This window comes from Dysgonomonas sp. UBA7710, from assembly GCF_002482385.1.
GTDB lineage: Bacteria > Bacteroidota > Bacteroidia > Bacteroidales > Dysgonomonadaceae > Dysgonomonas.
Genome location: NZ_DLFW01000008.1, coordinates 17,691 through 41,043, shown reverse-complemented (window position 1 = coordinate 41,043; position 23,353 = coordinate 17,691). Strand labels below are relative to the sequence as shown.

Genomic DNA, 23,353 nt, shown 5'->3' with positions numbered 1-23,353 from the left:
TAAAAGAGACATGAAAAACAAAATAATATTAATCTTACTATCTGTTTGTCTTATATCTTCTTGCAGCGATAGTTTCCTCGATCGTAACTCCCTTGTCGGACTTTCGGAAGGAGATTACTGGAAATCGCAGGAAGATGCAATACAGGGCATAAATCCGTTATATCATGCTAATCGTGAGTTTGTCAATAGCATAGTTATATATGGAATGATGGATGACTTTACCGATATTTCTTATCAGTCGTGGGCTACAGGTCTGACTACCGGTGTCAACCCTACTAACGCGGCGATATATTCTACTTCCTGGGGAATATTCTACAAAGGTATTTACAGAGCCAATACGGCATTAAAATATATACCGGATATTTCCGGGATGGATGCAACGATAAAAAATCGTTGTCTGGGTGAAGCCAAATTTTTCAGAGGATACTTCTATTTCAAACTATGGGATTATTTCGGAGGCGTTCCAATCTATGATTATCCGATGAATATTGACGAAGGATATAAAGCCCGTAGTACAGATGAGGAAGTTTATAATTTCATTGTACAGGATATGACAGACGCTATTTCCCTTTTGCCGGAAAGTTACGGTCAATCAGATAAAGGGCGTGCCACAAAGTGGGCTGCTTTGGCAATGCGGGGCAAAGCTCATCTCTGGGCAAAGCAATATGACAAAGCCGCTGCGGACTTTAAAGAAATAATGGAGCAAAGCGACAGAGCGTTACTCGGCGACTATCATACTCTGTTCAGGGTAGCCGGTAATAATAATAGCGAAGTCATTTTCGATGTTCAATATGTGGCCGAATCAGGTCATGGGATAGCAACAGACCGGAATTATGGAGCCGGAAGGGGGGCAACGTCAAATTCGCAACGTACGCGTCCTACACCTGAACTGGTAAATGCATATGAGATGATAGATGGTACTCCATTCGATTTTAATAACTATACAAATGCGAATGGGCAAACATTTAATCCAAATAGTGTAACAGACTGGAACGATGAAGCTTCTGTCAGAAAATTATACGAAAACCGGGACCCTCGCCTACATGCAGGAATAATAGTGCCCTGGTCTGAGTTTGTAGGTGCGGGAGGTATATCATATACCTATAAATTTCCGGTTGTAACAACTGATCCTACCGCCTTTGTTCCTGTTTGGACAAATGGCAGTTACGCGTGGCGGAAGTTTGTGGAAACGGGATCTGTATATACATTACAGGATAATATGCCGCTGAATTTCCCGCTTATTCGTTTGGCTGATGTGATGTTGATGTATGCAGAAGCCCAGAATGAGGCTCTTGCGGCCCCGGATCAGTCTGTTTATGATGCTGTAAATGATGTCAGGGACAGGGTAGGTATGCCGGATCTCCCTTCGGGTCTGAACAAAGAACAGATGCGCGAAAGAATACGGCATGAAAGAATGGTGGAACTTTGTGGAGAAGGACAAAGGTATTCTGATATTCGCAGGTGGAGAATCGGAAAAGATGTAGTGGACGGAGTCTGGATGACTGAATTTACAGGCGTAAATATTCGCCAGAGAGGATTTCCCGATCATTACTATTTATGGCCGATACCGCAAGCCGAAATGGATTTGAATCCGAATCTCACACAAAATCCGGGATGGAATTGATATAAGTATATAAGTGAAGCGTTCAATTATCATGATCGATGAAGCCTGAATAAGGCTCTGGAGAAGTGATGAAAGGGGAATGAATGATTTAAAATTCATATCCTCTTTCATTGTTTCTTTTTCATTTATAGAGTTTAAGTTAATCGAGTACTGTAAAACTAAAAGTTATCAGTATTTTTGTTTTGTAAGATCAATCCATAAGATTTTCAAATATGTCAGATTCCTATTCAAATTTCTATGAATCCTCCAACCTGTTTCACGGGGCTATGGTGCATGTAATGGGTACCAGACTGGATGCTTTAATTCTGCATCCGGACAAAAATATATCGATGCAATGCTGGCTGGAAATTGAAAATGAGGTTTTCCGGTTAAGTAAGTTATTCAATAAATTTGATAAAGAAAGCGAATTGTATGCGGTCAACCGGCAGGCAGCTTATTCCCCGGTTTCGGTGAAGGACGAATTATGGTCGGTGCTTGTGGATTGCAGGCAATATCATGCAATGACTTTAGGCTATTTCGATATCAGTCTGAAAGATTTCAATCAGGTCCTTTTAGATAGCAAAAGACACACTGTTTTTTTTCAAAATCAAGATATTCAATTGGATTTAGGTGCTTATGCCAAAGGATATGCATTGGAGAAGATCAGGGACATTCTGCTGCCGAAAGGTATTAATTGCGCATTGATAAATTTCGGCAATAGTTCGGTGCTGGCATTGGGTTCCCATCCCTTCGGGGATAATTGGTCTATTGGAATAGAAGATCCTTATAACCCTCAGAATACACTGGGTATAGTGGAACTAAAAGATAATACACTATCCACTTCCGGAAATATGCCCAGCCATACGAAGCATATTTTAGACCCTCATACGGGAACTTATAGCGAAGTACGGAAGATTGTATCCGTTAAGGCGATAAATGCTATTGACGCAGAAGTTCTTTCCACTTCCCTGATGATAGCGCCGGATGAAGCAGCTAAGGAGATAACCTCTAACTTTGTGATAGACGAGTATTTATCGTTTATCCTTTGATATCTGTATTTGTTTATGCCCATCAGTTAAAAGCTAATTTCATGTCAAATTTTATATAATCATGCGTTTACTTTACTTTATATAAAAGACATCTTAGTTATTATTCCTACTTTTGTGATTATATATTAACGATTATTACTTCTGATATATTTTTCCTTATGAAAAAGATTATTTCCTTATCGGTTTTTGTATTCCTATGTGTGAGTTTTATTTATTCGCAGGATTTAGTAGTGGGCAGTTATAACATCCGTTACAACAATCAGGGTGATGCGGAGAAAGGCAATGGATGGGAACGCCGTTATCCTGTAATCACAAAACTGATTTCATTTAACGATTTTGATATCCTGGGCACGCAGGAAGTACTTCACAATCAGCTGGAAGATTTACAGCGCGAATTACCTCAGTACGGATATGTAGGGGTAGGCCGTGATGATGGAAAAACCGCAGGAGAATATGCTCCCATATTTTACAAAAAAGGCAGGTTTGAATTATTGAAATCAGGGCATTTCTGGATGGCAGAGCAAACCGACTATCCGAATAAAGGCTGGGATGCAGCCCTGCCACGTATTTGTACATGGGCCCAATTTAAAGATAGGAAGAAGAAGAAAAAAATATGGTTTTTCAATCTGCATATGGATCATGTAGGCGTAGAAGCCCGCAGACACAGCGCCCGGCTGGTACTGAAAAAGATAGAGGAAATGTGTGGCAAAGATGCTGTAATCCTGACTGGCGACTTCAATGTGGATCAGACCCACGAAAGCTATAAGCTATTGGCAAATTCGAATATCCTGTTCGATTCGTATGAGATAGCCGGAGTTCGCTATGCACTCAATGGTACATTCAACGCATTCAAACCCAACCTGATGACTAACAGCCGTATCGACCATATATTCGTAACTGGTAAATTTGTGGTTGACCGATACGGTGTACTTACCGATACGTACCGTGTTCCGGTAGAAAACAGTAAAGAGCTGCATATAGGTGATTTTCCGAAAGAAGTATTTTCTATGGAAGCCGAAACCCGTTTACCATCAGACCATTATCCGGTGAAAGTTTATTTACACTATAAAAAATAAATACATATTTTAAACAGACTCCATGAATAAAAATAAAGTCCTCCATCTGTTCCTGATAGTTGCTGTTCTATCTGTACTGTCCTCCTGTAAAACCCAGCAACAACGCGTCTCATTTACTGATATAGCCCATCCCAAAAGGGAATTTAGAGGTGCATGGTTAAGTACTGCCTGGCAAACAAGATACAGGACAATGACAGTATCACAGTTGAAAACATATTTCATAAAAACGCTGGATGAACTTCATGCCGAGGGAATCAATGCCGTTATCTTTCAGGCACGTCCTTATGCTGATGCATTCTATAAATCGGAACTGGAACCCTGGAGCGCTTTCCTTACCGGAACGCAAGGTGTGGCTCCCGAAGGGGGATTCGATCCTTTAGCTTTCCTTGTTGAAGAATGCCACAAACGGAATATGGAGTTACATGCATGGCTCAATCCTTACCGCGTATCGGCCGGTGAAAACGATATGTTCGCAAAAAGCCATATATATCATAAATACCCTGAACGGTTTGTAAAATATGGCGGTAAAATTTATTTCGATCCGGGTATTCCCGCCAACCGCAAATTTATCTGCGATGTGGTAAAGGATATTGTAATGCGCTACGAAGTGGATGCCATACATATGGATGATTACTTCTATCCTTACCCTATTGCCGGAGAAGGATTCCCTGACGATAACAGTTTTAATACATATGCAAAACAACAGGGATTCTCCCAGAATCAACTGGCCGACTGGCGGCGCAACAATGTGAATTTGCTGATACAGGAGATAAAACATACCCTGATGACTTCAAAACCATGGGTAAGGTTCGGAATCAGCCCGTTTGGTATTTACCGCAATAAGAAAAGTACCCCTGACGGTTCAGGAAGCGATACTAATGGCCTGCAAAACTACGATGACCTGTACGCCGATGTAAAGCTATGGGTAAAAAATGGCTGGATAGATTATAATATGCCTCAGGTATATTGGGAGATAGGTCACAAAGCTGCCGATTATAAAACCCTTATTAAATGGTGGGCATTTAACAACTACAACCAGCACCTTTATATCGGTCAGGATGTAAAACGTACAATGGATGCTAATACACAGCCTTCGGGAGATAACCAATTGAATGAAAAGATGGTGCTTTCGCGTAGTTTTACAACTGTACATGGCAACTGCTTCTGGCCTGCCTACGAATTATTGGATAACTACAAGGGCATTGCTACCCAATTGAAAAATAATTATCACAAATACCCTGCCCTTATTCCGGCATATAAGCATATGCACAACAAAAACCCAAAGAAGGTGAACAAGGTGGAGGAATCCTATACAGCAACTTCTCATACATTGAACTGGAAAAGTAATTCGGACAAATACGATCCGGAAACAGCCCAATACTATGTGGTTTATCGTTTTGCAAAAGGAGAAAAAGAGAATCTGGACAACCCTCAGTATATTGTCGCCATAACACGGGACAACAGCCTTGTATTGCCTTACGAAGGAGGAAAAAAGGAATACAAATATGTAGTTACGGCAGTAGACGCTTTCCACAACGAATCGAAAGGGAAGTCAAAGAAGATAAAACTGTAAATTGGCGAGCAAACTATGATAAAGAAAGAGTTTACAATGATAGCTAAAACGATGGCCGGTCTTGAAGATATTCTGGCGGAAGAGCTTACCGGACTTGGCGCAAACAATCTGGAGATAGGTAAACGCATGGTTTCCTTCGAAGGAGATCTGGCAATGCTCTATAAAGCAAATATACACTGCCGGACAGCCTTACGTGTACTTCGTCCCGTATTTGAGTTCAAAGCCAAGAATACGGATGAAATATATAAGAGGGTAAAGGCTATGAACTGGTATGAGCATCTGACAGAAGACAGCACCTTCGCCATCGACGCCATCACTTTTTCCGACTATTTCACCCATTCTAAATTTGTTGCCTATCGTGTAAAGGATGCCATTGCAGACTACTTTATGCAAAAAACAGGTAAACGGCCGTCTGTGGATACAAAAAATCCCGACCTGCTTATCAATTTTCACGTCGCGCATGACAAATGTACTTTGTCGTTTGACAGTTCGGGCGAATCATTGCATAAAAGAGGGTACCGTGTAGCCCAGACGGAAGCTCCTTTGAATGAAGTACTCGCAGCGGGAATGATACTTAAAACAGGATGGCGGGGCGAATCCGACTTTGTGGACCCGATGTGCGGTTCCGGGACCTTGCTTATCGAAGCCGCCATGATAGCAATGAATGTACCTCCGGGTATATATCGGCAGAATTTTGCCTTCGAAAAGTGGAAGAATTTCAATGCAGACCTTTTTGAGACCATATACAACGATGATAGCGGAGAACGTGAATTTAATCACAAGATATATGGTTCGGACATTTCTCCGGAAGCTATCGATATAGCTGCAAAGAATATCAAAAGCGCGGGATTGGAACGTCATATCAATCTTGAAGTGAAGCCATTTGAGAAATACACACAGGCGCCTGCCGAAAAAGGAATATTGGTTACTAATCCACCCTATGGAGAGCGTATAAAACCGGAAGACCTGAGTGGTTTGTATGAAATGATAGGGGAGCGTCTCAAACATGTATTTATGGGATATTCGGCATGGGTACTCAGTTATAAAAAAGAATGCTTCGATAAGATAGGACTTAAACCATCTAAGAAGATACAGCTTGTTAACGGTTCATTGCAATGTGAGTTCCGCAGATATGATATTTTTGCAGGAAAGAAGTACGATTCGAAGAGAAAAGACGATGAGTAATGAGTAGGAACAGGGGTCTAACTGATTTAAGAATACAGATATGAAAACACTCTTTACCTTATTTTTAACCGGCATAGCGATCATAAATTTATCTTCGTGTTATTCACAGCGGCCTGTTGCCAGCAGAGCCTCCGATAATAATCAGACTTATAAGGTAGAGTACCTTTTCGAACATGAAGGTTGTAAAGTATACCGTTTTTATGATCGGGGCAACTATGTGTACTTCACTAACTGCACGGGAGATGTTACTGCTATTTCGACTGATTCGACCAAAACCAGAGTAGAGACTATTGTAAAAAGTAATTTATTGAAATAGACTCTATATCAGGTCAGAAGTATCGAGACTTACATTATCTTCAAGGCCTATCATCGTATTGATTATATATAGTCTTGAATACTCCTTTATATCCTCTGCTTTGATTTCTTTCTCTTGTATTATGCTCTGTTCAAGCAATAACCGGCGCTTGGTCCCTGCCAGCAGATAAGAAGCGGGAGTATATAAGCCCGATTCATTTCTGAATACGACATTACTGAATGATGTGTCGGTTATGCAGCCATTCTTTACAATCAGTATATCATCACATTCGTGTTTTCGGGAGAGAAGGTTATCTATATCATGTCTGTCCGCATACTTAAAGGAATAGTCTATGGCATCATCAACAACCAATTTAAGTTTCCGGATTGTTCTGAACTTGTAGTGTTGATATTCAATACCTATCACATGGCCGGAATATATTATACGGCATTTTACTATTCCATTCCTGTATTCAAGGGGAATATCGCTTTCTGATAAGTCGATCCGTGCAGGCTTTTCAAAAAAGGTCTTTGATGTGCGAAAAATACGTTCCTGATGAAAAGGCAGGTTACAAAACTTACCGTCCAGTATTTTTAGTGCTTCGGTAAAAACAGGTTGCTTCATATTATAGGTAAATAGATTTTACTTAATACTTCTTTGTATTCGCTCTCACAATCGCTATAGGCTGTTATACCTCCACCGCTCCGGAAATAGTATCGATTATCTTCCCTTTCTATGAAACGTATCATTACTGCCGTATCGAGTTCTTTACCGTCATAGTAGCCGAATATTCCGGTATAGTATCCACGGAGTTCATTTTCGGCCTCTCTGATAATATTTAAGGTTGCCGGTTTTGGAGCCCCCGATATAGATCCGGCCGGAAGCATCCCGAAAATGATATCTCCTAAATTATCAGCACAATCATCCTGTAACCGTCCTGTGATTTCGGAACTCACCTGCAAAATATCAGTTGTATTGGTCTTTATCCGGTCGATATACCTGAATCTGCTGACTTTTACATTGTCAGCTACAATACTAAGGTCGTTACGCAACAGGTCTACGATCGTATTGTGCTCCGCCGTCTCTTTATAGTCGTTCAGAATTATCCGTTCGGCATCGGGAACAGAGGCATCTATCGTCCCTTTCATCGGGTTGGTAGATATAATTTTATCCGATATTTTCACAAACCGTTCCGGAGAAAAACAGACGAAACGCCCGGGCAATAGCAGTTTATAGGGAGCATTACTATATGCGAAAATATCAGCGAGTGATAGGTTAGTAGATATAGGTGTCTTTATCGTCAGATTAGTAAGATAGGAATAACCTTTCAATAAACCTTGATGAACAATATCGAATTTTGCTTTATAGGTATCATAGGTAAGAGGTTGCGGACTAAATAGGATATCGTTTTCAGTCTGTTTTCCTATATGAGAATTACCTTGCCCCCTTATATCGAATAATATCTCTGTCTGTTCCAAAGGGTTTTCTGAAAAAAAACCTTCAGTCAGTTCAAAGTTAACAGCAAAAAGAAATGGTCGTTTCTCTTTGCCGTGCATATTCATCTTGTGCAGTATATTTTCAACTCTATTTGTAAGCATTTTACTTATAATACAGGAAGAAAAGATTTAGGCAGTTGCTAATATGAATTATCTAAGAACAAAAAACAAGAAAACGGCTCTCCACCACTCTCTTGTCTCCTGTTATTTCTTTTTCGGTTGAATTAATCGTCGTCATCGTCACAGTCTCTCCGTCTTTTCTTTTTCTTTCCTGAAAAAATAGACTTTATCTTTTTGACGACAAAACGTAACAGCATCGGTTGCACTATTTCCCATACAATAGGATAATATGCCATCAGGCTACCCAGTAAACCACTGTGCGCTATAGTTCCACTATCTCCGGTATCTTTAGACTTTTCTTTCGGTCCGAATCCGAATTGACGAAGTACGGTATTCATGGCGCTCTGAAAAAGGAGAGGGCCCGCATTATCGGAAAGGTACGTCCAGTGTTCGCCCAGACGCTCTTCACTCTCGGCGCACTCACGCCTCGCTATTGCTTTTTCCTGACGGAGTTCTTCTAATGGTGTTAATTTATTTCTCATCATCATCCTCCATTCCTCTGAAAAAGTTTATAGTACTATTCAGTATAGATTCTTTTATCTTTCTTCTGAACAGAAAAACGATCAATAGAACGAACAAAGAAAACAGAGCCATAATACCGAATCCGGCTGCCAGACTATTCAGAAGTTCACCTATGAAAAATGCCAGCCCGATAAGCAGGAAGAACATAAGTACAGCGACGATAGACAGAACTATTAAGCCATATCCTACTGCAGAAGCCGAGAGACTCAACTTCTCAAAAGCATCCAGCTTAAATAACCGGATTCTTTTGTTGATATAGCTTAATAGTTCTAATTTGATTTCTTCAACCAGAGTATTTAAGCTTTTGTCTGTTTTCTGGTCATTCAACATCGTTCCTCAACTCATCTATTTTTTCCCGGCCTCTGCCTGCTGCATGTTTTACATTGCCTTTTACTTTATCTACAAGGCTGTTTATATCTTTTAACCATTCTTCTTTCTTATCAGAAGCTGCAACATAGCCTACTGCAGCACCTAATGCTGCGCCTATGGCTAAAAATAATAAATTAGAGCCAGTTTTATTCATAATTCTTTAAATTTTTAAATTAATCCTTTTTTCTATAACAAATATTTCCTTTCTATGTTTTCCAAAACGGACATCTAATATAGTTACTTTTTGAAAAAGCAGGAAAAATCTTTAATAAAAATAACTAAACTATGTATATATTTCACCGTCATAGAGCTATTTAGTACTCCGATAAGTAAAACAATGAAAATAAATTATAATTTAAAGATGCATTATTAATTCAATCTATAACTTAGAGCCTCTTTAAATTTTATAGTAATATTTTATCAGAGTCTGTAATAATATTTTCCGCTAAAATTTAAATAAACCCTTATATAGCTTCGCCAAATAATGTAGCCGAAGTGTTCCCTGTAATTCTGACAGTTACAAAATCTCCGATACGATGACTTCCCTTGTCAAAGATAACAACTTTATTCTGAGAAGTACGTCCAAACAGTTGTTCTCTGGAACGTTTGGAGAATCCTTCAACTAATACCTCAAACACTTTACCGATGTCCCTTTTATTGCTTTCGAGGGAACATTCGTTCTGTAATTCTATAATTTCCTGCAAACGCTTTATTTTAACATCTTCGGGCACATCATCTTCCAATTTCTTAGCCGCAAATGTTCCCGGACGTTCCGAGTATTTAAACATAAAGGCCGAATCGAAGCATACTTCACGCATCAGAGACAAAGTTTCCTGCTGGTCTTCTTCCGTTTCGGAATGGAATCCGCACATTATATCCGTAGAGAGCCCGCATCCCGGAATAATCCGTTTGATAGCCTCGATACGGTTCAGGTACCATTCTCTGTCATACTTACGTTTCATTACATTCAGCATACGGCTGCTTCCCGACTGTACGGGCAGGTGGATAAATTTGCAAAGATTATCATACTTCGCTATCACTTCCAGCGTTTCATCGGTCATGTCCGTTGGGTATGAAGTGGTAAACCGGATACGCATTTTGGGGGCTTCGAGTGCTACAATTTCGAGTAAACGGGAAAAGTCTACCACTGTACCATCTTCGTTCTCATAGCGGTACGAATTTACATTCTGCCCCAGCAAAGTTACTTCCTTAAAACCTTTATCGCGTAAGTCGGCAACTTCGTTCAATATACTTTGAGGCAAACGGCTACGCTCACGTCCTCTGGTATAAGGTACAATGCAGTACGAACAAACCTTATCACATCCGCGCATAATGGATATAAAGCCCGAAATATGATTTCCTCCGATACGCAAAGGTATTACATCCTTATATGTTTCGGTTTTTGACAAAACGACATTGATTGCTTTTTCGCCACTTTCTGCGGCACCCACCAGATTAGGCAGGTCGAGATAAGCATCGGGGCCAACTACCACATCAACATGATGTTTGTCGTGCAGTTCTTCTTTCACCCTTTCTGCCATACACCCAAGAACTCCGATAATCATTTTGGACTTCTTCTTTTTCTTCAGGGCATTGAAATAGTCGAGTCGCTGGATAACCCGTTGTTCGGCATTATCACGAATCGAACATGTGTTTACAAACACAGCGTCGGCATCTTCGAGCTTATCTGTCATGGTATAACCATCCATCTGCATTACAGATGCAACAACCTCACTGTCCGCCACATTCATCTGGCAGCCATAGGTTTCGATGAACAGTTTTTTCTCTCCGGTTTCAGTCGTGGATTTAAAGTCCAGTCCTTTTTCGTTGTTCATAGAAATAAAATTTTAATAAATAATAAAATAAAAACGATTTGTCTCAAGTCGTTTCAGTCTGGCAAAAGTACAAAAAAAACGGAATACCGCATAGGTATCCCGTTCGGGCTATGTTAAATATCTACTTTTCCTCCTCTACTATAAACCAGCGGGTGCTGTCCTTTTCGCGGGTAGCTGCTTGTCCCGGCTGTAAATCGGGTAATTTGCGTAGTGCAGGCTCCATCTCCAGCATTTCGTCCACAGATACGAGATAGGCATCTTCATCATCGGTCACATCCTCTTCACCGAAGAGCTGCCAGTCGCCGTCTTCATCATATAAAACGAAGGTAACGGGCGAACCGTTAGTCAGTACGTAACTGGTCGTTAATACCGATTTATTTTTTTGTTCTTCTTTAAATTTCATGTTGTATTATTTTAGAATAAAGATAGGAATTATAATCCGATAATACTTCGTTCCCGTAATCCTTTATAAAAAATATGATTGATACCTGAACTTCTTTATTTATCATGTACTCGTTAAGAAAAGAGATTTTTCAGTCGCCTAATATGTTAACAAGGTCGCTGTTTAGTTAAAATAAGTATAAAAAAGAACCGGTGCCGGTACATTTCCTGCTTACCGGATACTAAAAACTATTATTACCCGTAAACTTGCTCCTGCTTTACTATTATTAAATTTTTATGAAGAAAATATATATCTCCTTATTTGCTCTTCTGACTTTCACCGCGTGTGAAATGATAGAGTACCACCCCTATGACGGGCGTATAAAAGGGGAAACGGGAATTAATGCAAAAAACATTGCACGTATAGAAGAGTCTTGTAAGGGAAAGAAGTCGATCCGTTTTGTGATGACGGGGGATACACAACGCGCCTATGATGAAACCGAGGATTTTGTGAAAACTATAAATAAACGGAATGATGTCGATTTCGTTATTCACGGCGGAGACATTTCGGATTTTGGCCTTACGAAAGAGTTTATGTGGCAGAGGGATATTATGAATAAGCTGAAAGTGCCTTATGTGGTACTTCTGGGGAACCATGACTGCCTGGCTAATGGTATAGATGTCTTCCATGAAGTATTCGGTGAGGTGAACTTTTCGTTTCTGGCTGGTAACACTAAATTTATCTGTCTGAATACAAATGCCCTTGAATTCGACTATTCGCATCCTGTTCCCGATTTTCAGTTCATAGAACAGGAATACAAGGACGAAAGGGAAGAATATGAAAAGACGATATTTGCAATGCATGTACGCCCTTATTCGGAACAGTTCAATAATAATGTAGCTAATGTTTTTCAACGATATATAAAGGAATTCCGGAAATTGCAGTTTTGTCTGAATGCACACGACCACTGGGCACAGGTAGACGACCTGTTCAACGACGGGGTGATGTACTATGGTACTCCGAATGTGGCCAGACGCCAATATTTACTGCTGACAATTAAGCCTGACGATACATACGATTATGAAGTTATTGAATTTTAAATATAAATTATGCCTGAGCATTATTGTAATGCTTCTTATAACAAATACACTTGCTGCCCAAAATGGCTATGACAGACGCATTGAGAGGTATAAATCGCAATGGGAAAACCTTATTCCCAATTATACCAAAGTGCAGTATGCCGGTGGAATGGGACTGATATCATTAGGTTTGGGATGGGATTACGGAAAAAACAATCAGTGGGAAACGGATATATTCTTTGGATATCTGCCAAAATATTCGACCAAGCGTTCTAAAATAACGTTTACCCTGAAGCAGAACTTTATCCCATGGAAAAAGAATTTGAATAAACATTTCTCGATAGATCCCCTGGCTACCGGGCTGTATGTGAATACTATCTTCGACGGGGATTTCTGGGTAAATGAGCCCGACAAATACCCGAACAGCTATTACTCATTCTCTACAAAGATGCGCTTCAATATCTATCTGGGACAACGGATCACATATAATATTCCGCCGGACAAACGCTTCTTTGCCAAGTCCCTCACTTTGTTCTATGAAATAAGCAGTAATGACCTGTATATCGCCAGTGCTTTCACGAACAGTTATCTGGGGCCGAAGGAATATCTAAGATTATCATTCGGGTTGAAAATGCTGATGTTCTGATATAAAAGAATCCTGCAAGATTTATCTTGCAGGATTCTTTTATATTCATTCTTCTCTAACTCAGGATTCCGAATCAATCGTTATAGGTAGGCAATGTCGAAAACTCTTTCGAGTAGCGTATCATTTGTTCCGCATAGCCTTCGGTATAAGAGATTTTCACATCGGTAATCTTTCCGTCCTTATCCTGTACCAATTGGAATACCGGATTCACAAAACCTTTATATGGTTTCATATTCAATGTCTTGTAACGCTCCAGCACTTCTTTATGCAATTTCTGATCAACTTTTACCGCATAATTCGCTACAATAGCTTTTGCCCCATTGAAATCGCCTTCCGATTTGATTCGTTGGATTTCGGCAAGTAAATCGCCGAATAATATGCGCAATTTGGCATAATCGTTTACTACAACATATGTTTTGCCATCTTTTATTTTATATTCGACAACATTTTCAGCTTTTCCTTTTTCATAAACCCACCTGGCTATCAACTGGCGGTTACGCATATGCGCTTCCTCGATGTCTTTACCGGGTTCGATACGTACAAGTTGTGTCATCAGGCCATTCATCATAAACTTATAGTATTCTGCTTTGTAAGCGTCCGCATTCGGGATAATGCCCAACTCTACAAGTTTGGCATCGGCAAGGAAATACAGTCCGAACAGGTCGGCACGGGCTTCTTCGATGGTAGAACTGAATTCTCCCAATGCATTAGGATCAACCTCGGGCAGTAATTTTCCCGAACCATGTCCCAGACATTCGTGGAGATCGGTATGTAAAACATCGGTAATGAAGCCATATTCCTTTATCATATTCACCTCAGCGTCAGACCACATAAACTCTTTACCAAATCCGGTATGCGCGCCTGCCGCGTCGTATGCTTCCATGATATTTTCTATTGTCACCGACTTGGAACCATGATCTTTGCGTATCCAGTCCGCATTCGGCAAATTGATGCCGATAGGCGTCGCAGGATAGCAGTCTCCGCCAAGTTGAGCTACGGTGATTACTTTGGCAGATACGCCTTTTACTTTTTCCTTTTTGAAACTTTTGTCCACAGGTGAATGATCCTCAAACCATTGCGCGTTTGAACTGATAATCTCGGTACGTTTTGTCGCTTCTACATTTTTGAAGTTTACAATGGACTCCCAACTGGCTTTGATACCAAGCGCGTCTCCATAAACTTCCGTGAAACCATTTACAAAATCGACCTGTGAATTTAAATCTTCAACCCATGCCACCGCATATTGATCGAACGTTTTCAAATCACCGGACTTATAATATGAAATAAGTTTTGAGATCACATTCTTTTGCGCGTCATTCTCGGCTACAGCCTGTGCTTTTTCGAGCCAGAAAACTATTTTTTCGATTGCAGGTGAATACAAGCCGCCGACTTTCCAAACCTTTTCGACCAGTTTTCCGTCTTGTTTTACCAAACGGCTATTTAGCCCGTAAGATATAGGCGTAAGGTCGGTTGTATCTTTCATTGCCCCGTAAAAGTCCTGGACTTCTTTCTGGGTAACTCCTTCACCATAATAATTATTGGCAGAAGTAAGGATAAGGTCACCTCCCGACTGGTTCACTTTCTTTGCCATTACCTTAGCGTCGAACATGACAGGCGTAAGCATCTTTATAAAATCATCTACGGACTGACCTTCTTTTACCGGAACAAGTTCCGCCGGTAAGTTTTTTACCTGCTCTGCGAAAAATTCTTTAGAAAAACCCGGCAGGAATTTTTCCTCGCCGTAGTGATGGTGTATCCCATTAGAGAACCACACACGCTTGAGATATACTTCAAACTCTTTGTAATCAGCCGAGCTCTTATCTCCTTTATAATTTCCATAGATAGCCTCCAGCGTGCGGCGAATGGCCAGGTTATACCGGTTGTTCTGGTCGAAAAGAATATCCCGCCCTTCGACAGCAGCCATAGAGAGATAATAAACCAGTTCTTTTTGCTCCAAAGTCAGATTGTTGAATCCGGGAACGTAATAACGCAGGATTTCGAGGTCGGCAAAAGCATCTACCTCATATTTGAAATTAGCAGGGACAGTGTCCGCTTCAGCCTGCTTCTCCGGTGCTTTTTGCCCCCCTCCGCAGCCGGCAAACATCATTGATAATCCGGTCATAGTTATTAATATTGTTTTTTTCATTTAATTATATAATTTAAATTCTTATCTATTTCCAGTCGGCTAACTCTTTTATTTCGCCCATATGCAGGTGTAAATGACCGAGATAGCCATTAATCATATCTTCCAGCGTTACCACATTGCCTTCGAAATCGGTCCATATATTCCCCAGCTTAGATATGTCTACATTCTTTATCACCTGAATGATATGAAGATTATAATACTTCCATAAACCTACAAGGCTTATCCAATCCGATTCCTGATAGTTCTGTATGGCTATCCAGAGATCGTTATCCTGTGTATAATCAGGGAATACAAGATTGGTGCTGTATTGTAAACGCACCATTCTCTGCTGATTGTTCGACGCCGAATCTATCAGATGCCCTATCAGTTGCTTTATTGTCCTGTTCTGGGTGTTTCGTTTCTCAGATATCGTTTCTACAGGAAGATTTAACAGCTTATTCTCCCACATTCGGATTACCTGACCGATACCATCAATGACAATTGAGAAATCTGCATTTGGTGATATTTCCATTACGATTAATGAATTATTTTTTAAGTATCTGTAAAATTACTGTTTTTTTGGAGTTTGATGTAATGATTTGCTTTTAATTAGGATAAAGACTTTTCTCAAACTTTATCTATACTATTTTTAGTGTACTGATTTACAAGAAAGGGAGTTCTTTGAAGTATTGGATTCAGATTTTAAAGATTCAAGGTTTAATGATTTAGAAAAAGTTACAAGTTACTTCGCCCTAGGGCAGTTACAAGTAAAAGAGACACGAGATACAAGTAGACGGGATACGAGTCACGATCTGTAAACTAATGACTGCTTACTGAAAAAACTGTTACCTTTGTTACCTTTTTTAAGAGTTACCCCTGCTGGCGCGGACTTCCAGTCCGTGTCTTGTTGACAGGGCGAAAATGTTTGCTACGCAACACACAGACGCGACGTCTGCGCGAGCGGGTGTTACTTTTGTTACCTTTTGGGGAAGTTACGAGTAGACAAGACACGAGATACAAGTTGTTAACTGCTAACTGTTTACTGTTTACTGAAAAAAGTGTTACCTTTGTTACTTTTTTTAAGTTACAAGTTTTGTCGCTTCGCGCGATTTGCTAATATGCTAATTTACCAATTTGCTAATTGAATTTACTGCTAACTGTTGACTGTTTACTAAAAAAATCTATCCGTTAACATCAAAGATAACGAATAGATTTATATGCTATTATATACTTAGTTTTCTAACCTCTTAACACCAGCAAAGGCGTATCGGAGTGAAACAGCATCTTACGCGAGATACTCGGACTAAACATACGGGCAAAGATATTTCGCTTACTGGTAGTCAGGGATAATATCTGTATTTTGTCATTCTTTATATATTCGTCCAGGCTTTTGAGCATATCATTGGTGTCGATCAACTTATAGTCGAGATTCAAGCCCGGATATTGCTTACTGAAATAATCTTTGATTCCGGCAAGTTTTATTTCGTCCCAGCGGTCACCTTTCTTAACGGCTATATGAGTAAGTACAATCTGTACATCGCTATATGGTTGCAAGAGTTTTGCCAGCAAATCGAATGAGATCAAATCTCTCTGACTGAAGTTTGTAAGGAATGCCATTTTCTTCACTTCCCTCAAATCCGAGAATGGTGTGTTTTCCGGAATTGCAATTAACGGAACGTGAGTCATTTCTATCACCTCCGCCGTTACACTGCCGATGAGGTCGGCATCTTTCTGATCCTTGCCTCTGGTGCCCATAAGTATCAGTGTCGGCTTATATTCTTTGGCAAAAGTCACTATCTCTTCTTCGGGCAAGCCCTCACGCAATACATAAGAATAGTTTACCGAAGGGAATTCCCCTTCCGAAACCTTCTGGTCTATCGTATTGCATAGTTTCTGGATATTTTCCTTTACTTTCTCTATAATATTCTGGAATTCCTTTTCTTCCTTTCCCTGATAGGCAAATGCTTCAGCCATCGGTAGTGCAGTTGGATAGTAGGGATTGAAATATACATGAAGTATCTTTACTTTCGCATTGAGATCACGAGCCAGGTTAAAGGCTATCTTACATGCTTTAAGCGAATAATCGGAGAAATCGACCGGAATAAGGATGCGTTTGCGCCCGTCATCAGTCCTGTATGTTTCTTCCTCATCGTAGCTGAATAAGTGACGACTCTCCACTACGCTCAGGGCTTTGGGCAGATCGGATTCTTTGATACGGATACGAACGCCGGGTGATACTCCCGGATTATCCAAATCCACATCATTGATATGGACTTCAATATTCTCACCTTCCAATACGCCTTTCAATATCTGGGCTTTTTCGTTTGTGTGAATCGCAAGTGTTACCAATTTGTCTCCCATTGCTGTATATATTTATTGTTGTTGTACTTATTTTAAAAGAGATGAACACTTTTGGCATTCATCTCTGTATTTTTTCTTAAGCTTCCTTCGCTTCCATCATCTCTAAAGCCATGTCCAAAATAGTGGTATCATCGAGAGAAACATAACCTCCGTCCGGCCCGGGTTCTATATGTACGCCACAACTTTGCCCTTTTTCGTAGCTATATCCTCCGAAGTAGTTCCAAACCGTTTCTACAGGGATTTGTAAAGTTTCAGCTATCTGATGTATGCTTCCATCCGGTAAACTATCCTTGATTTTGCGAAGCTCTGAAAATGTAATAACTCTAGTCATACTCTCTAAGTTTTAAATGGTAAATGATTAGGAATATGTTCTAAAGTTATAAAATTCTTTTTTGAAAAACAACGGATTTCATGAAGGAATATCAAATATTACACTATATATAGCAATTGATGCTATCGTGAGCAATATTGCGCCGACAAGTATCTTTGCTCTTTCTTTGCTATAGACAGGTATTCTAACCTCCTCTTTAGGAACTTTCAGAATATGCCGGCGAGAGGTTAAATAAATATAATACACTAAAAAGCCTATTAAAGTGCCCCAGACAGCACCTCCGACAACATCGGAAATAAAATGAACTCCCAGATAAACGCGGGAATACGCTGTTATGGTAGCCCATATTATCATTGTAATAGTGAGATACTTATACCGGAATAACAGGGAGGTGAAAGCTACAACTCCAAAACCATTGGCTGCATGATTGGAAATAAACCCGTAACGTCCTCCGCGATATCCTTTTACTACTTCCACAAAGGCTTCAAAATCGGGATGATGTGTGGGGCGCAATCGCTCAAAATAGGGTTTGATAAGATTCGCCGAAACAAAGTCACATAAAACTCCGACTAATACAGCACAAATAAGAAGCAAAAGGGCTTCCCTCCATTTTATTTTATATACAAATACAACCAGACCGGTTATAGCTAATGGTAACCAGATAAGTTTACCGCTATATATCCACATAAATGTGTCCCAATAGTCTGTATGATGTTCGTTGAGCCATAGAAATAAATTCCGTTCGTATGGCAATATCTTTTCTACAAGGCTCATCAGCTGTTTTTCATTTTAAGACAAATTATATTACTTCCAGCTTTTCGCGCTGAATCCAACCCACACTGCCATTGTCTATTTCTATTTCGAGCCAGTTGCGGTCTTCTTTTGTTATATATACTTTTGTTCCCGAGTGCAATATGAATAACTCCTTGCTGTTAATATCCGGAGAACTGACCACAGATGCCGAACCGGTCATGATAACTGCGGTATCCCTGTGTTTGATCTTGTTCTTCTGACCGAACGAAAATACGTTTGCGAGTATAACTAAAACCAAAGCCACTATTCCTATATAGAAAGCTGTTTTCTTCGTGAAGACATAACGGCTGAAGAAAAACATGGATAAGCATCCCATCAGTAAAAGGAATGAAACTACTGCTATGACAGCCCAGGTATTCGAACTGAATAAGTTCTGAACGGCTCTGAACCATATGTTGAGAAAGAATGTATCCGCAACCAGTATTTTATCTTCTATCTTTGTAGACAGATATTCAATATTGTGACGGGTATCCCTGTCTCCCGGATCGAGCAATAAGGCTTTTTCATAGTTCAGGCGGGCATGGGCCAAGTCATTCACCCTGAAATAAGCATTGCCTAAGTTATAATACAATTGGGCTGATTCCAACCCTTTTTCCAATTGTTCGTTCTTCTGAGCTTCCAGTATTTCAATAGCCTTACGGAAATCACCTTCATTGTAAGCCGTTGTAGCCGGATCGGAAGAAGTTTCGGGTTGCTGTTGGCTTTCTGTCGCAGTTGCCGGCGAATCACTCGCAACCGGGATAGAATCCTGTGCATAAGCAACAGAATATATAGCAAATATGAATAGGCAAGATAATATGATTCGTTTCATCAGACCTTATTTTATTTTCTTAATTGTACTTTCCATTTTACCGATAGCATCTACTGTATTGTTGTAGAGATCATCCATTGCGTGCCCGGATTCGGACGGAGCATAACGGGCAAATTCCCCTGTATCCAGTATGTTAATAAACTGGCTTATCAGATCATCTCCCACACCGTATTTCAACAATTCAATTTCAATATTTTCCCTGTTCAGGTCTGCAACCGGGATTGTCAGCTTGTCACTCAGATAACCCCATACAGCACGCAGGATTTCTTCATAGAAACTATCTTTCTGTTGCATCTGTAAATATTTCTTTGCCAGTTTAAGACGCTTAGTCGCCACTTTATTCGCTTTCCTGGTACGCATCATAGCTATATCGGCATTCGCCTTTATCTGCTTCCTGTATGCTATAGTAAATGTAATAAACAGCACTAACGGAATCAGATACCACAGAAGATATGAAAGGGAGCCTGCAAAGAAACTTTGAGGGTCTGTAAATGAATAATTCCCTGTTTTAAGGTAACGGATATCCTGCTCCATTTCAAGTTCTTTCTGGCTCGAATAACTGGTAGACACATTCTTTCCTGCATTTGGGTCCTTATCTACATCCAGTGTGTATGATGGGGATGAAACGGTCTTATAAGAACTGGTTCTGGTATCGAAGTAGGAGAATTCGATGGCAGGTATTGTAAATTTACCCGGATAACGGGGAATGAACATATATTCTATTGATTTTGTACCCGATAAACCATTCTCAGTCAACTTAAAATCATTCTTTACATTCGGATCGTAAGTTTCAAAATCTTTAGGGAACTTGACTTCGGGATTCTTTATAAGTTTGAGATTCCCCGTCCCTGTTATGTCCAGCTTGATAGTAACAGCGTCGTTTGCCTTAATTTTTTCTGCGGATATAGACGGTTTGAACGAAAAGTCTCCCACTCCTCCCGAAAAATTAGCGGGCTTATTTTGTATCGGAAGCGCAGATACATCGACTGTAACAGGTGTTGTCTTCAATGTCTTTTTAGCCTCGGTCATTACTTCCTGAGGGCCGAAGAACGTCTGTACTTTTTTACCCGAAGCCACTTCAAATACGATTTCCATTGTACCCGACGGTATCGTCATTTTACCCGACCGTTGAGGGAACAAGAGCGTTTTCTTTACATCTACAGTATAATAGTTACGTCCGTTATAATGCTCCAAAGCCATCTGGCGATTTGCCGGAAGTTCGAAATCCTCGGTCATGAAGCCTTCAAATTCAGGAAATTGTATCTTCCCTACATCTCTTATATTCAGTACTGTGTAGAAACGGAATGTTACAGTCACCGCTTCCTGTTCTTTCACCTTAGTTTTGGAGAATATCGCCCTTACAAAAGCATCATTCGGATTGACATTTCCGGCTGTAGAAGAAGATGTTGTGGGCTTTACCTGCTGTCCGGGCTGTTGCGGCTGAGCGTTCTTATCGGGAGGTAAGACCTTTATCTGGGCAGTATTCGATTTATAATTGCTACCACCTACTTTTACTGATGCTGAAGGTAAGGTAAAGGTACCTTCTTCTTTTGCCAACAATAGATATGTATAGGTTATGTTACTCTCCGAAGTCACTTTTCCATTGATGTTCGAAGAACTATACATTTGCGAAACAGATGGTCCGTAAAGCACGTCAAAACCTTTTATCTCATCCGGTACATGGATTTCCCGGCCTTCACCACCTTTCAATACATACTGCAACTGGATTTGTGCACCCTTCACTGTAGAAGCAGGGGCGCTAATAACAAAGGTGATGTTATCAGCAAATATGCTTGAAATGCTTATGAGTAATAATGTCAATAAAATCAGATACTTTTTCATTACTTTATTTACTCTTTTTCGTTAGGTCTATTTTTTTATTCAAAATACAAAAATAATAACTTTAAGGTCTCAGACCTACTTATTGACTACACTTTGTTCCGTCGAACGTTGTTTGTCCATCTAAATATAGCATCGGTCGAAAGTCATAACTTTAAAGTGTAATATTAAATATCAACGTTTACTTATATTGCTTTCAGGTCTTGTACCCGTATTATTACGGGCTCTATTATTAAAGACTTTTCACTTCTTATCGTCTCATCGTACACGTCTCCCCACATATCTCGTACTTTTCGGCCTGTCGGAGTAGAATATTCTACCGATATCTGCCCTTCGGGAATAGTCATTTGCCCCTGATTACGAGGTTGAAGTATTAAGCGCCTAAGCTCGACTACCTTATAAGTTTTACCATTCACAACCTCATCAGTAAAGGTTTGACGCGAGCGTGTTACATTAGTTGTATAAAAATCTTTCACAACAGGAAAATCCGTATTTATTATACGCTTAATTTCTTTAGTTGTATATAACTTATATGTCAGCGTCAATGTATCAGACAAATTTACACTTGTTCTGGATACGGTTGTTTTTACAAAAGCATCGACCTCGTCCGCCATATCTTTTAGCGACTTCACTTCTACTTTGACCGCCCCGGCCTTGTATTTCTTATTATTTACCGTTATTTCGGCCCGGGGTAAAGTATATTTCCCTTCTTTCGGGGCTTTCAGATAATAATAAGATGTAGTCATGTACATTGTTATTCGTTTGCCATTATTAAACCTGACTGCCCTCGACGATGAAACAGAAGGGCCATACAATATGGTGAAGCCCTCCATATTCTTTATTATTACCGGTTCTCTTATATCATTATCGCTTTCAACTACATAGTCCACTCTGAATTGTTCCCCTGTGAACACTGTTTCGGGCGCTTTTACATTTATCTTGACATTCTGGCCTATGGTCATCGACAAAAAGGGGAATAGTAATACAACTGACAAGCAGAACCGACAAATTGAATAGCTATATCCTTTTCTCTTCATTACCAGTCTTTATTTTGTTTTCTGTTATTTTCGTTCTTCTGTTTTCGTTCCTGAGCTTTAGCTTGTTTTACACGTTCCTGTGTTTCTTTCTCGTCTTGTTCCAAAGCCTGAAGTATCTGTTGCATATTTTGCTGAGACATTTGGTTCTGATCCTGCTTCTGGTCTTGCTTATCCTGCTTAGGGTCCTGTTTCGGATCCTGCTTAGGGTCTTGTTTTGGATCTTGCTTTTGATCCTTATTCTGATCTTGCTTATTATCTTTATTCTGGTCTTTGTCCTGATCTTCTTTATCTTTTATCATTTTCTGAACCACAGCCAGATTGTAGCGGGTTTCTTCATCTTTAGGATTCAGGCGTAAGGCATTTTTATAGGCTTCCATCGACTGCTTCAAATTATCCGCCTGTTGTCCTCCCCCCTGTTGAGGTTGTCCCCCCTGAGCCATCTGCATTTGCTGTCCTTTTTCATTCCCTTTCTTTTTCAGGAATGTATTACCCATATTACTCCAGGCTGAACTCATCTTTGTTTCATCTTCATTCTCCAAAGTCAGATAATGCTGGTATTCTTTTAGCGCGTCATCCCATCTCTGCTGCTTATAATATGTGTTAGCCAAATTGAAAGAAGCTTCTTTCGAACTTGCATTTTCTTTCAGCGCATTGCTGTATTCGGTTTCAGCTGCACCATATCGTTGTTCATTATATGCCTTATTTCCTGTTCGCACAGCCTTTCTAACTCCCTTCTGGGCGGATAGGCTGATAGTTACAAATACGAATAATGTTATAAATATAATTTTTTTCATCATTTCTTTCAC

23 protein-coding genes and 1 pseudogene are annotated in these 23,353 nt (G+C 40.0%); 8 read left to right on the top strand and 16 right to left on the bottom strand.

Translation table 11 applies throughout. The features are described 5' to 3' along the window. Positions 1-10 precede the first annotated feature (10 nt). From B3317_RS03840 to B3317_RS03815, 6 genes and pseudogenes are all read left to right on the top strand, one after another. Complete coding sequence (locus B3317_RS03840; RefSeq protein WP_291108810.1) at positions 11-1,624, top strand: RagB/SusD family nutrient uptake outer membrane protein; 1,614 nt, start codon at positions 11-13, stop codon at positions 1,622-1,624. 212 nt (positions 1,625-1,836) lie between these two features. Next, positions 1,837-2,652: an FAD:protein FMN transferase gene (locus B3317_RS03835; RefSeq protein ID WP_291108808.1), complete on the top strand. Its 816-nt coding sequence runs from the start codon at positions 1,837-1,839 to the stop codon at positions 2,650-2,652. A 158-nt stretch (positions 2,653-2,810) separates the two neighbouring features. Next, on the top strand, positions 2,811-3,728 hold the full coding sequence (locus B3317_RS03830) for an endonuclease/exonuclease/phosphatase family protein (protein WP_291108806.1): 918 nt from the start codon (positions 2,811-2,813) through the stop codon (positions 3,726-3,728). A gap of 22 nt (positions 3,729-3,750) precedes the next feature. Continuing rightward, the gene (locus tag B3317_RS03825; protein WP_291108804.1) at positions 3,751-5,301 is read left to right on the top strand and encodes a glycoside hydrolase family 10 protein; all 1,551 of its coding nucleotides are present in this window, start codon (positions 3,751-3,753) and stop codon (positions 5,299-5,301) included. 36 nt (positions 5,302-5,337) lie between these two features. Continuing rightward, positions 5,338-6,483: pseudogene (locus B3317_RS03820) on the top strand (THUMP domain-containing class I SAM-dependent RNA methyltransferase); the annotation flags it as partial. Between the two features lie 43 nt (positions 6,484-6,526). Next, positions 6,527-6,802 carry a DUF4884 domain-containing protein gene (locus B3317_RS03815; RefSeq protein ID WP_291108800.1) on the top strand — a complete coding sequence of 92 codons (276 nt, stop codon included), beginning with the start codon at positions 6,527-6,529 and terminating at the stop codon, positions 6,800-6,802. A 3-nt stretch (positions 6,803-6,805) separates the two neighbouring features. On the opposite strand, the gene B3317_RS03810 is transcribed toward B3317_RS03815, so the two are convergent. The 7 genes from B3317_RS03810 to B3317_RS03780 form a co-directional block, all read right to left on the bottom strand. After that, positions 6,806-7,405 carry an aminotransferase class IV gene (locus B3317_RS03810; RefSeq protein ID WP_291108798.1) on the bottom strand — a complete coding sequence of 200 codons (600 nt, stop codon included), beginning with the start codon at positions 7,403-7,405 and terminating at the stop codon, positions 6,806-6,808. Next, on the bottom strand, positions 7,402-8,379 hold the full coding sequence (locus B3317_RS03805; protein ID WP_291108797.1) for an aminodeoxychorismate synthase component I: 978 nt from the start codon (positions 8,377-8,379) through the stop codon (positions 7,402-7,404). The genes B3317_RS03810 and B3317_RS03805 overlap by 4 nt, the downstream gene beginning before the upstream one ends. Before the next feature lie 122 nt (positions 8,380-8,501). After that, on the bottom strand, positions 8,502-8,879 hold the full coding sequence (locus tag B3317_RS03800) for a hypothetical protein (RefSeq protein WP_291108795.1): 378 nt from the start codon (positions 8,877-8,879) through the stop codon (positions 8,502-8,504). Then, positions 8,869-9,249, bottom strand: coding sequence for a phage holin family protein (locus B3317_RS03795; RefSeq protein ID WP_291108793.1), 381 nt, complete (start codon positions 9,247-9,249; stop codon positions 8,869-8,871). Before B3317_RS03795 ends, B3317_RS03800 begins: the two co-directional genes overlap by 11 nt. Further along, positions 9,239-9,442 carry a YtxH domain-containing protein gene (locus B3317_RS03790; protein ID WP_006799757.1) on the bottom strand — a complete coding sequence of 68 codons (204 nt, stop codon included), beginning with the start codon at positions 9,440-9,442 and terminating at the stop codon, positions 9,239-9,241. Before B3317_RS03790 ends, B3317_RS03795 begins: the two co-directional genes overlap by 11 nt. Before the next feature lie 310 nt (positions 9,443-9,752). Further along, entirely contained in the window at positions 9,753-11,123 is a 1,371-nt protein-coding gene (gene miaB, locus B3317_RS03785) for a tRNA (N6-isopentenyl adenosine(37)-C2)-methylthiotransferase MiaB (protein ID WP_291108789.1), read from the bottom strand. 121 nt (positions 11,124-11,244) lie between these two features. Further along, positions 11,245-11,526, bottom strand: coding sequence for a hypothetical protein (locus B3317_RS03780; protein WP_291108787.1), 282 nt, complete (start codon positions 11,524-11,526; stop codon positions 11,245-11,247). Between the two features lie 275 nt (positions 11,527-11,801). Here B3317_RS03780 and B3317_RS03775 point away from each other — a divergent pair, with 275 nt between their 5' ends. Both B3317_RS03775 and B3317_RS03770 read left to right on the top strand, forming a co-directional pair. Continuing rightward, on the top strand, positions 11,802-12,605 hold the full coding sequence (locus B3317_RS03775; protein ID WP_291108785.1) for a metallophosphoesterase family protein: 804 nt from the start codon (positions 11,802-11,804) through the stop codon (positions 12,603-12,605). A gap of 28 nt (positions 12,606-12,633) precedes the next feature. Continuing rightward, positions 12,634-13,230, top strand: a complete 597-nt coding sequence (locus B3317_RS03770; RefSeq protein ID WP_291108832.1) for a hypothetical protein — start codon at positions 12,634-12,636, stop codon at positions 13,228-13,230. A gap of 73 nt (positions 13,231-13,303) precedes the next feature. On the opposite strand, the gene B3317_RS03765 is transcribed toward B3317_RS03770, so the two are convergent. The 9 genes from B3317_RS03765 to B3317_RS03725 form a co-directional block, all read right to left on the bottom strand. Next, entirely contained in the window at positions 13,304-15,376 is a 2,073-nt protein-coding gene (locus B3317_RS03765; protein ID WP_291108783.1) for a dipeptidyl-peptidase 3 family protein, read from the bottom strand. Between the two features lie 25 nt (positions 15,377-15,401). After that, positions 15,402-15,887: a DinB family protein gene (locus B3317_RS03760; protein ID WP_291108781.1), complete on the bottom strand. Its 486-nt coding sequence runs from the start codon at positions 15,885-15,887 to the stop codon at positions 15,402-15,404. Between the two features lie 707 nt (positions 15,888-16,594). Continuing rightward, positions 16,595-17,716 (bottom strand): universal stress protein, encoded by a 1,122-nt coding sequence (locus B3317_RS03755; RefSeq protein ID WP_291108779.1) that lies wholly within the window; start codon positions 17,714-17,716, stop codon positions 16,595-16,597. A gap of 76 nt (positions 17,717-17,792) precedes the next feature. Next, complete coding sequence (locus tag B3317_RS03750; protein WP_291108777.1) at positions 17,793-18,047, bottom strand: DNA-binding protein; 255 nt, start codon at positions 18,045-18,047, stop codon at positions 17,793-17,795. A 78-nt stretch (positions 18,048-18,125) separates the two neighbouring features. Next, positions 18,126-18,821 carry a phosphatase PAP2 family protein gene (locus tag B3317_RS03745; protein ID WP_291108775.1) on the bottom strand — a complete coding sequence of 232 codons (696 nt, stop codon included), beginning with the start codon at positions 18,819-18,821 and terminating at the stop codon, positions 18,126-18,128. 25 nt (positions 18,822-18,846) lie between these two features. Beyond that, positions 18,847-19,671: a tetratricopeptide repeat protein gene (locus B3317_RS03740; protein WP_291108773.1), complete on the bottom strand. Its 825-nt coding sequence runs from the start codon at positions 19,669-19,671 to the stop codon at positions 18,847-18,849. Between the two features lie 6 nt (positions 19,672-19,677). Beyond that, entirely contained in the window at positions 19,678-21,513 is a 1,836-nt protein-coding gene (locus B3317_RS03735) for a BatD family protein (protein WP_291108771.1), read from the bottom strand. 182 nt (positions 21,514-21,695) lie between these two features. Continuing rightward, positions 21,696-22,547 (bottom strand): BatD family protein, encoded by an 852-nt coding sequence (locus tag B3317_RS03730; RefSeq protein ID WP_291108769.1) that lies wholly within the window; start codon positions 22,545-22,547, stop codon positions 21,696-21,698. Then, positions 22,547-23,344 carry a tetratricopeptide repeat protein gene (locus B3317_RS03725; protein ID WP_291108768.1) on the bottom strand — a complete coding sequence of 266 codons (798 nt, stop codon included), beginning with the start codon at positions 23,342-23,344 and terminating at the stop codon, positions 22,547-22,549. The genes B3317_RS03730 and B3317_RS03725 overlap by 1 nt, the downstream gene beginning before the upstream one ends. Positions 23,345-23,353: the final 9 nt, after the last annotated feature.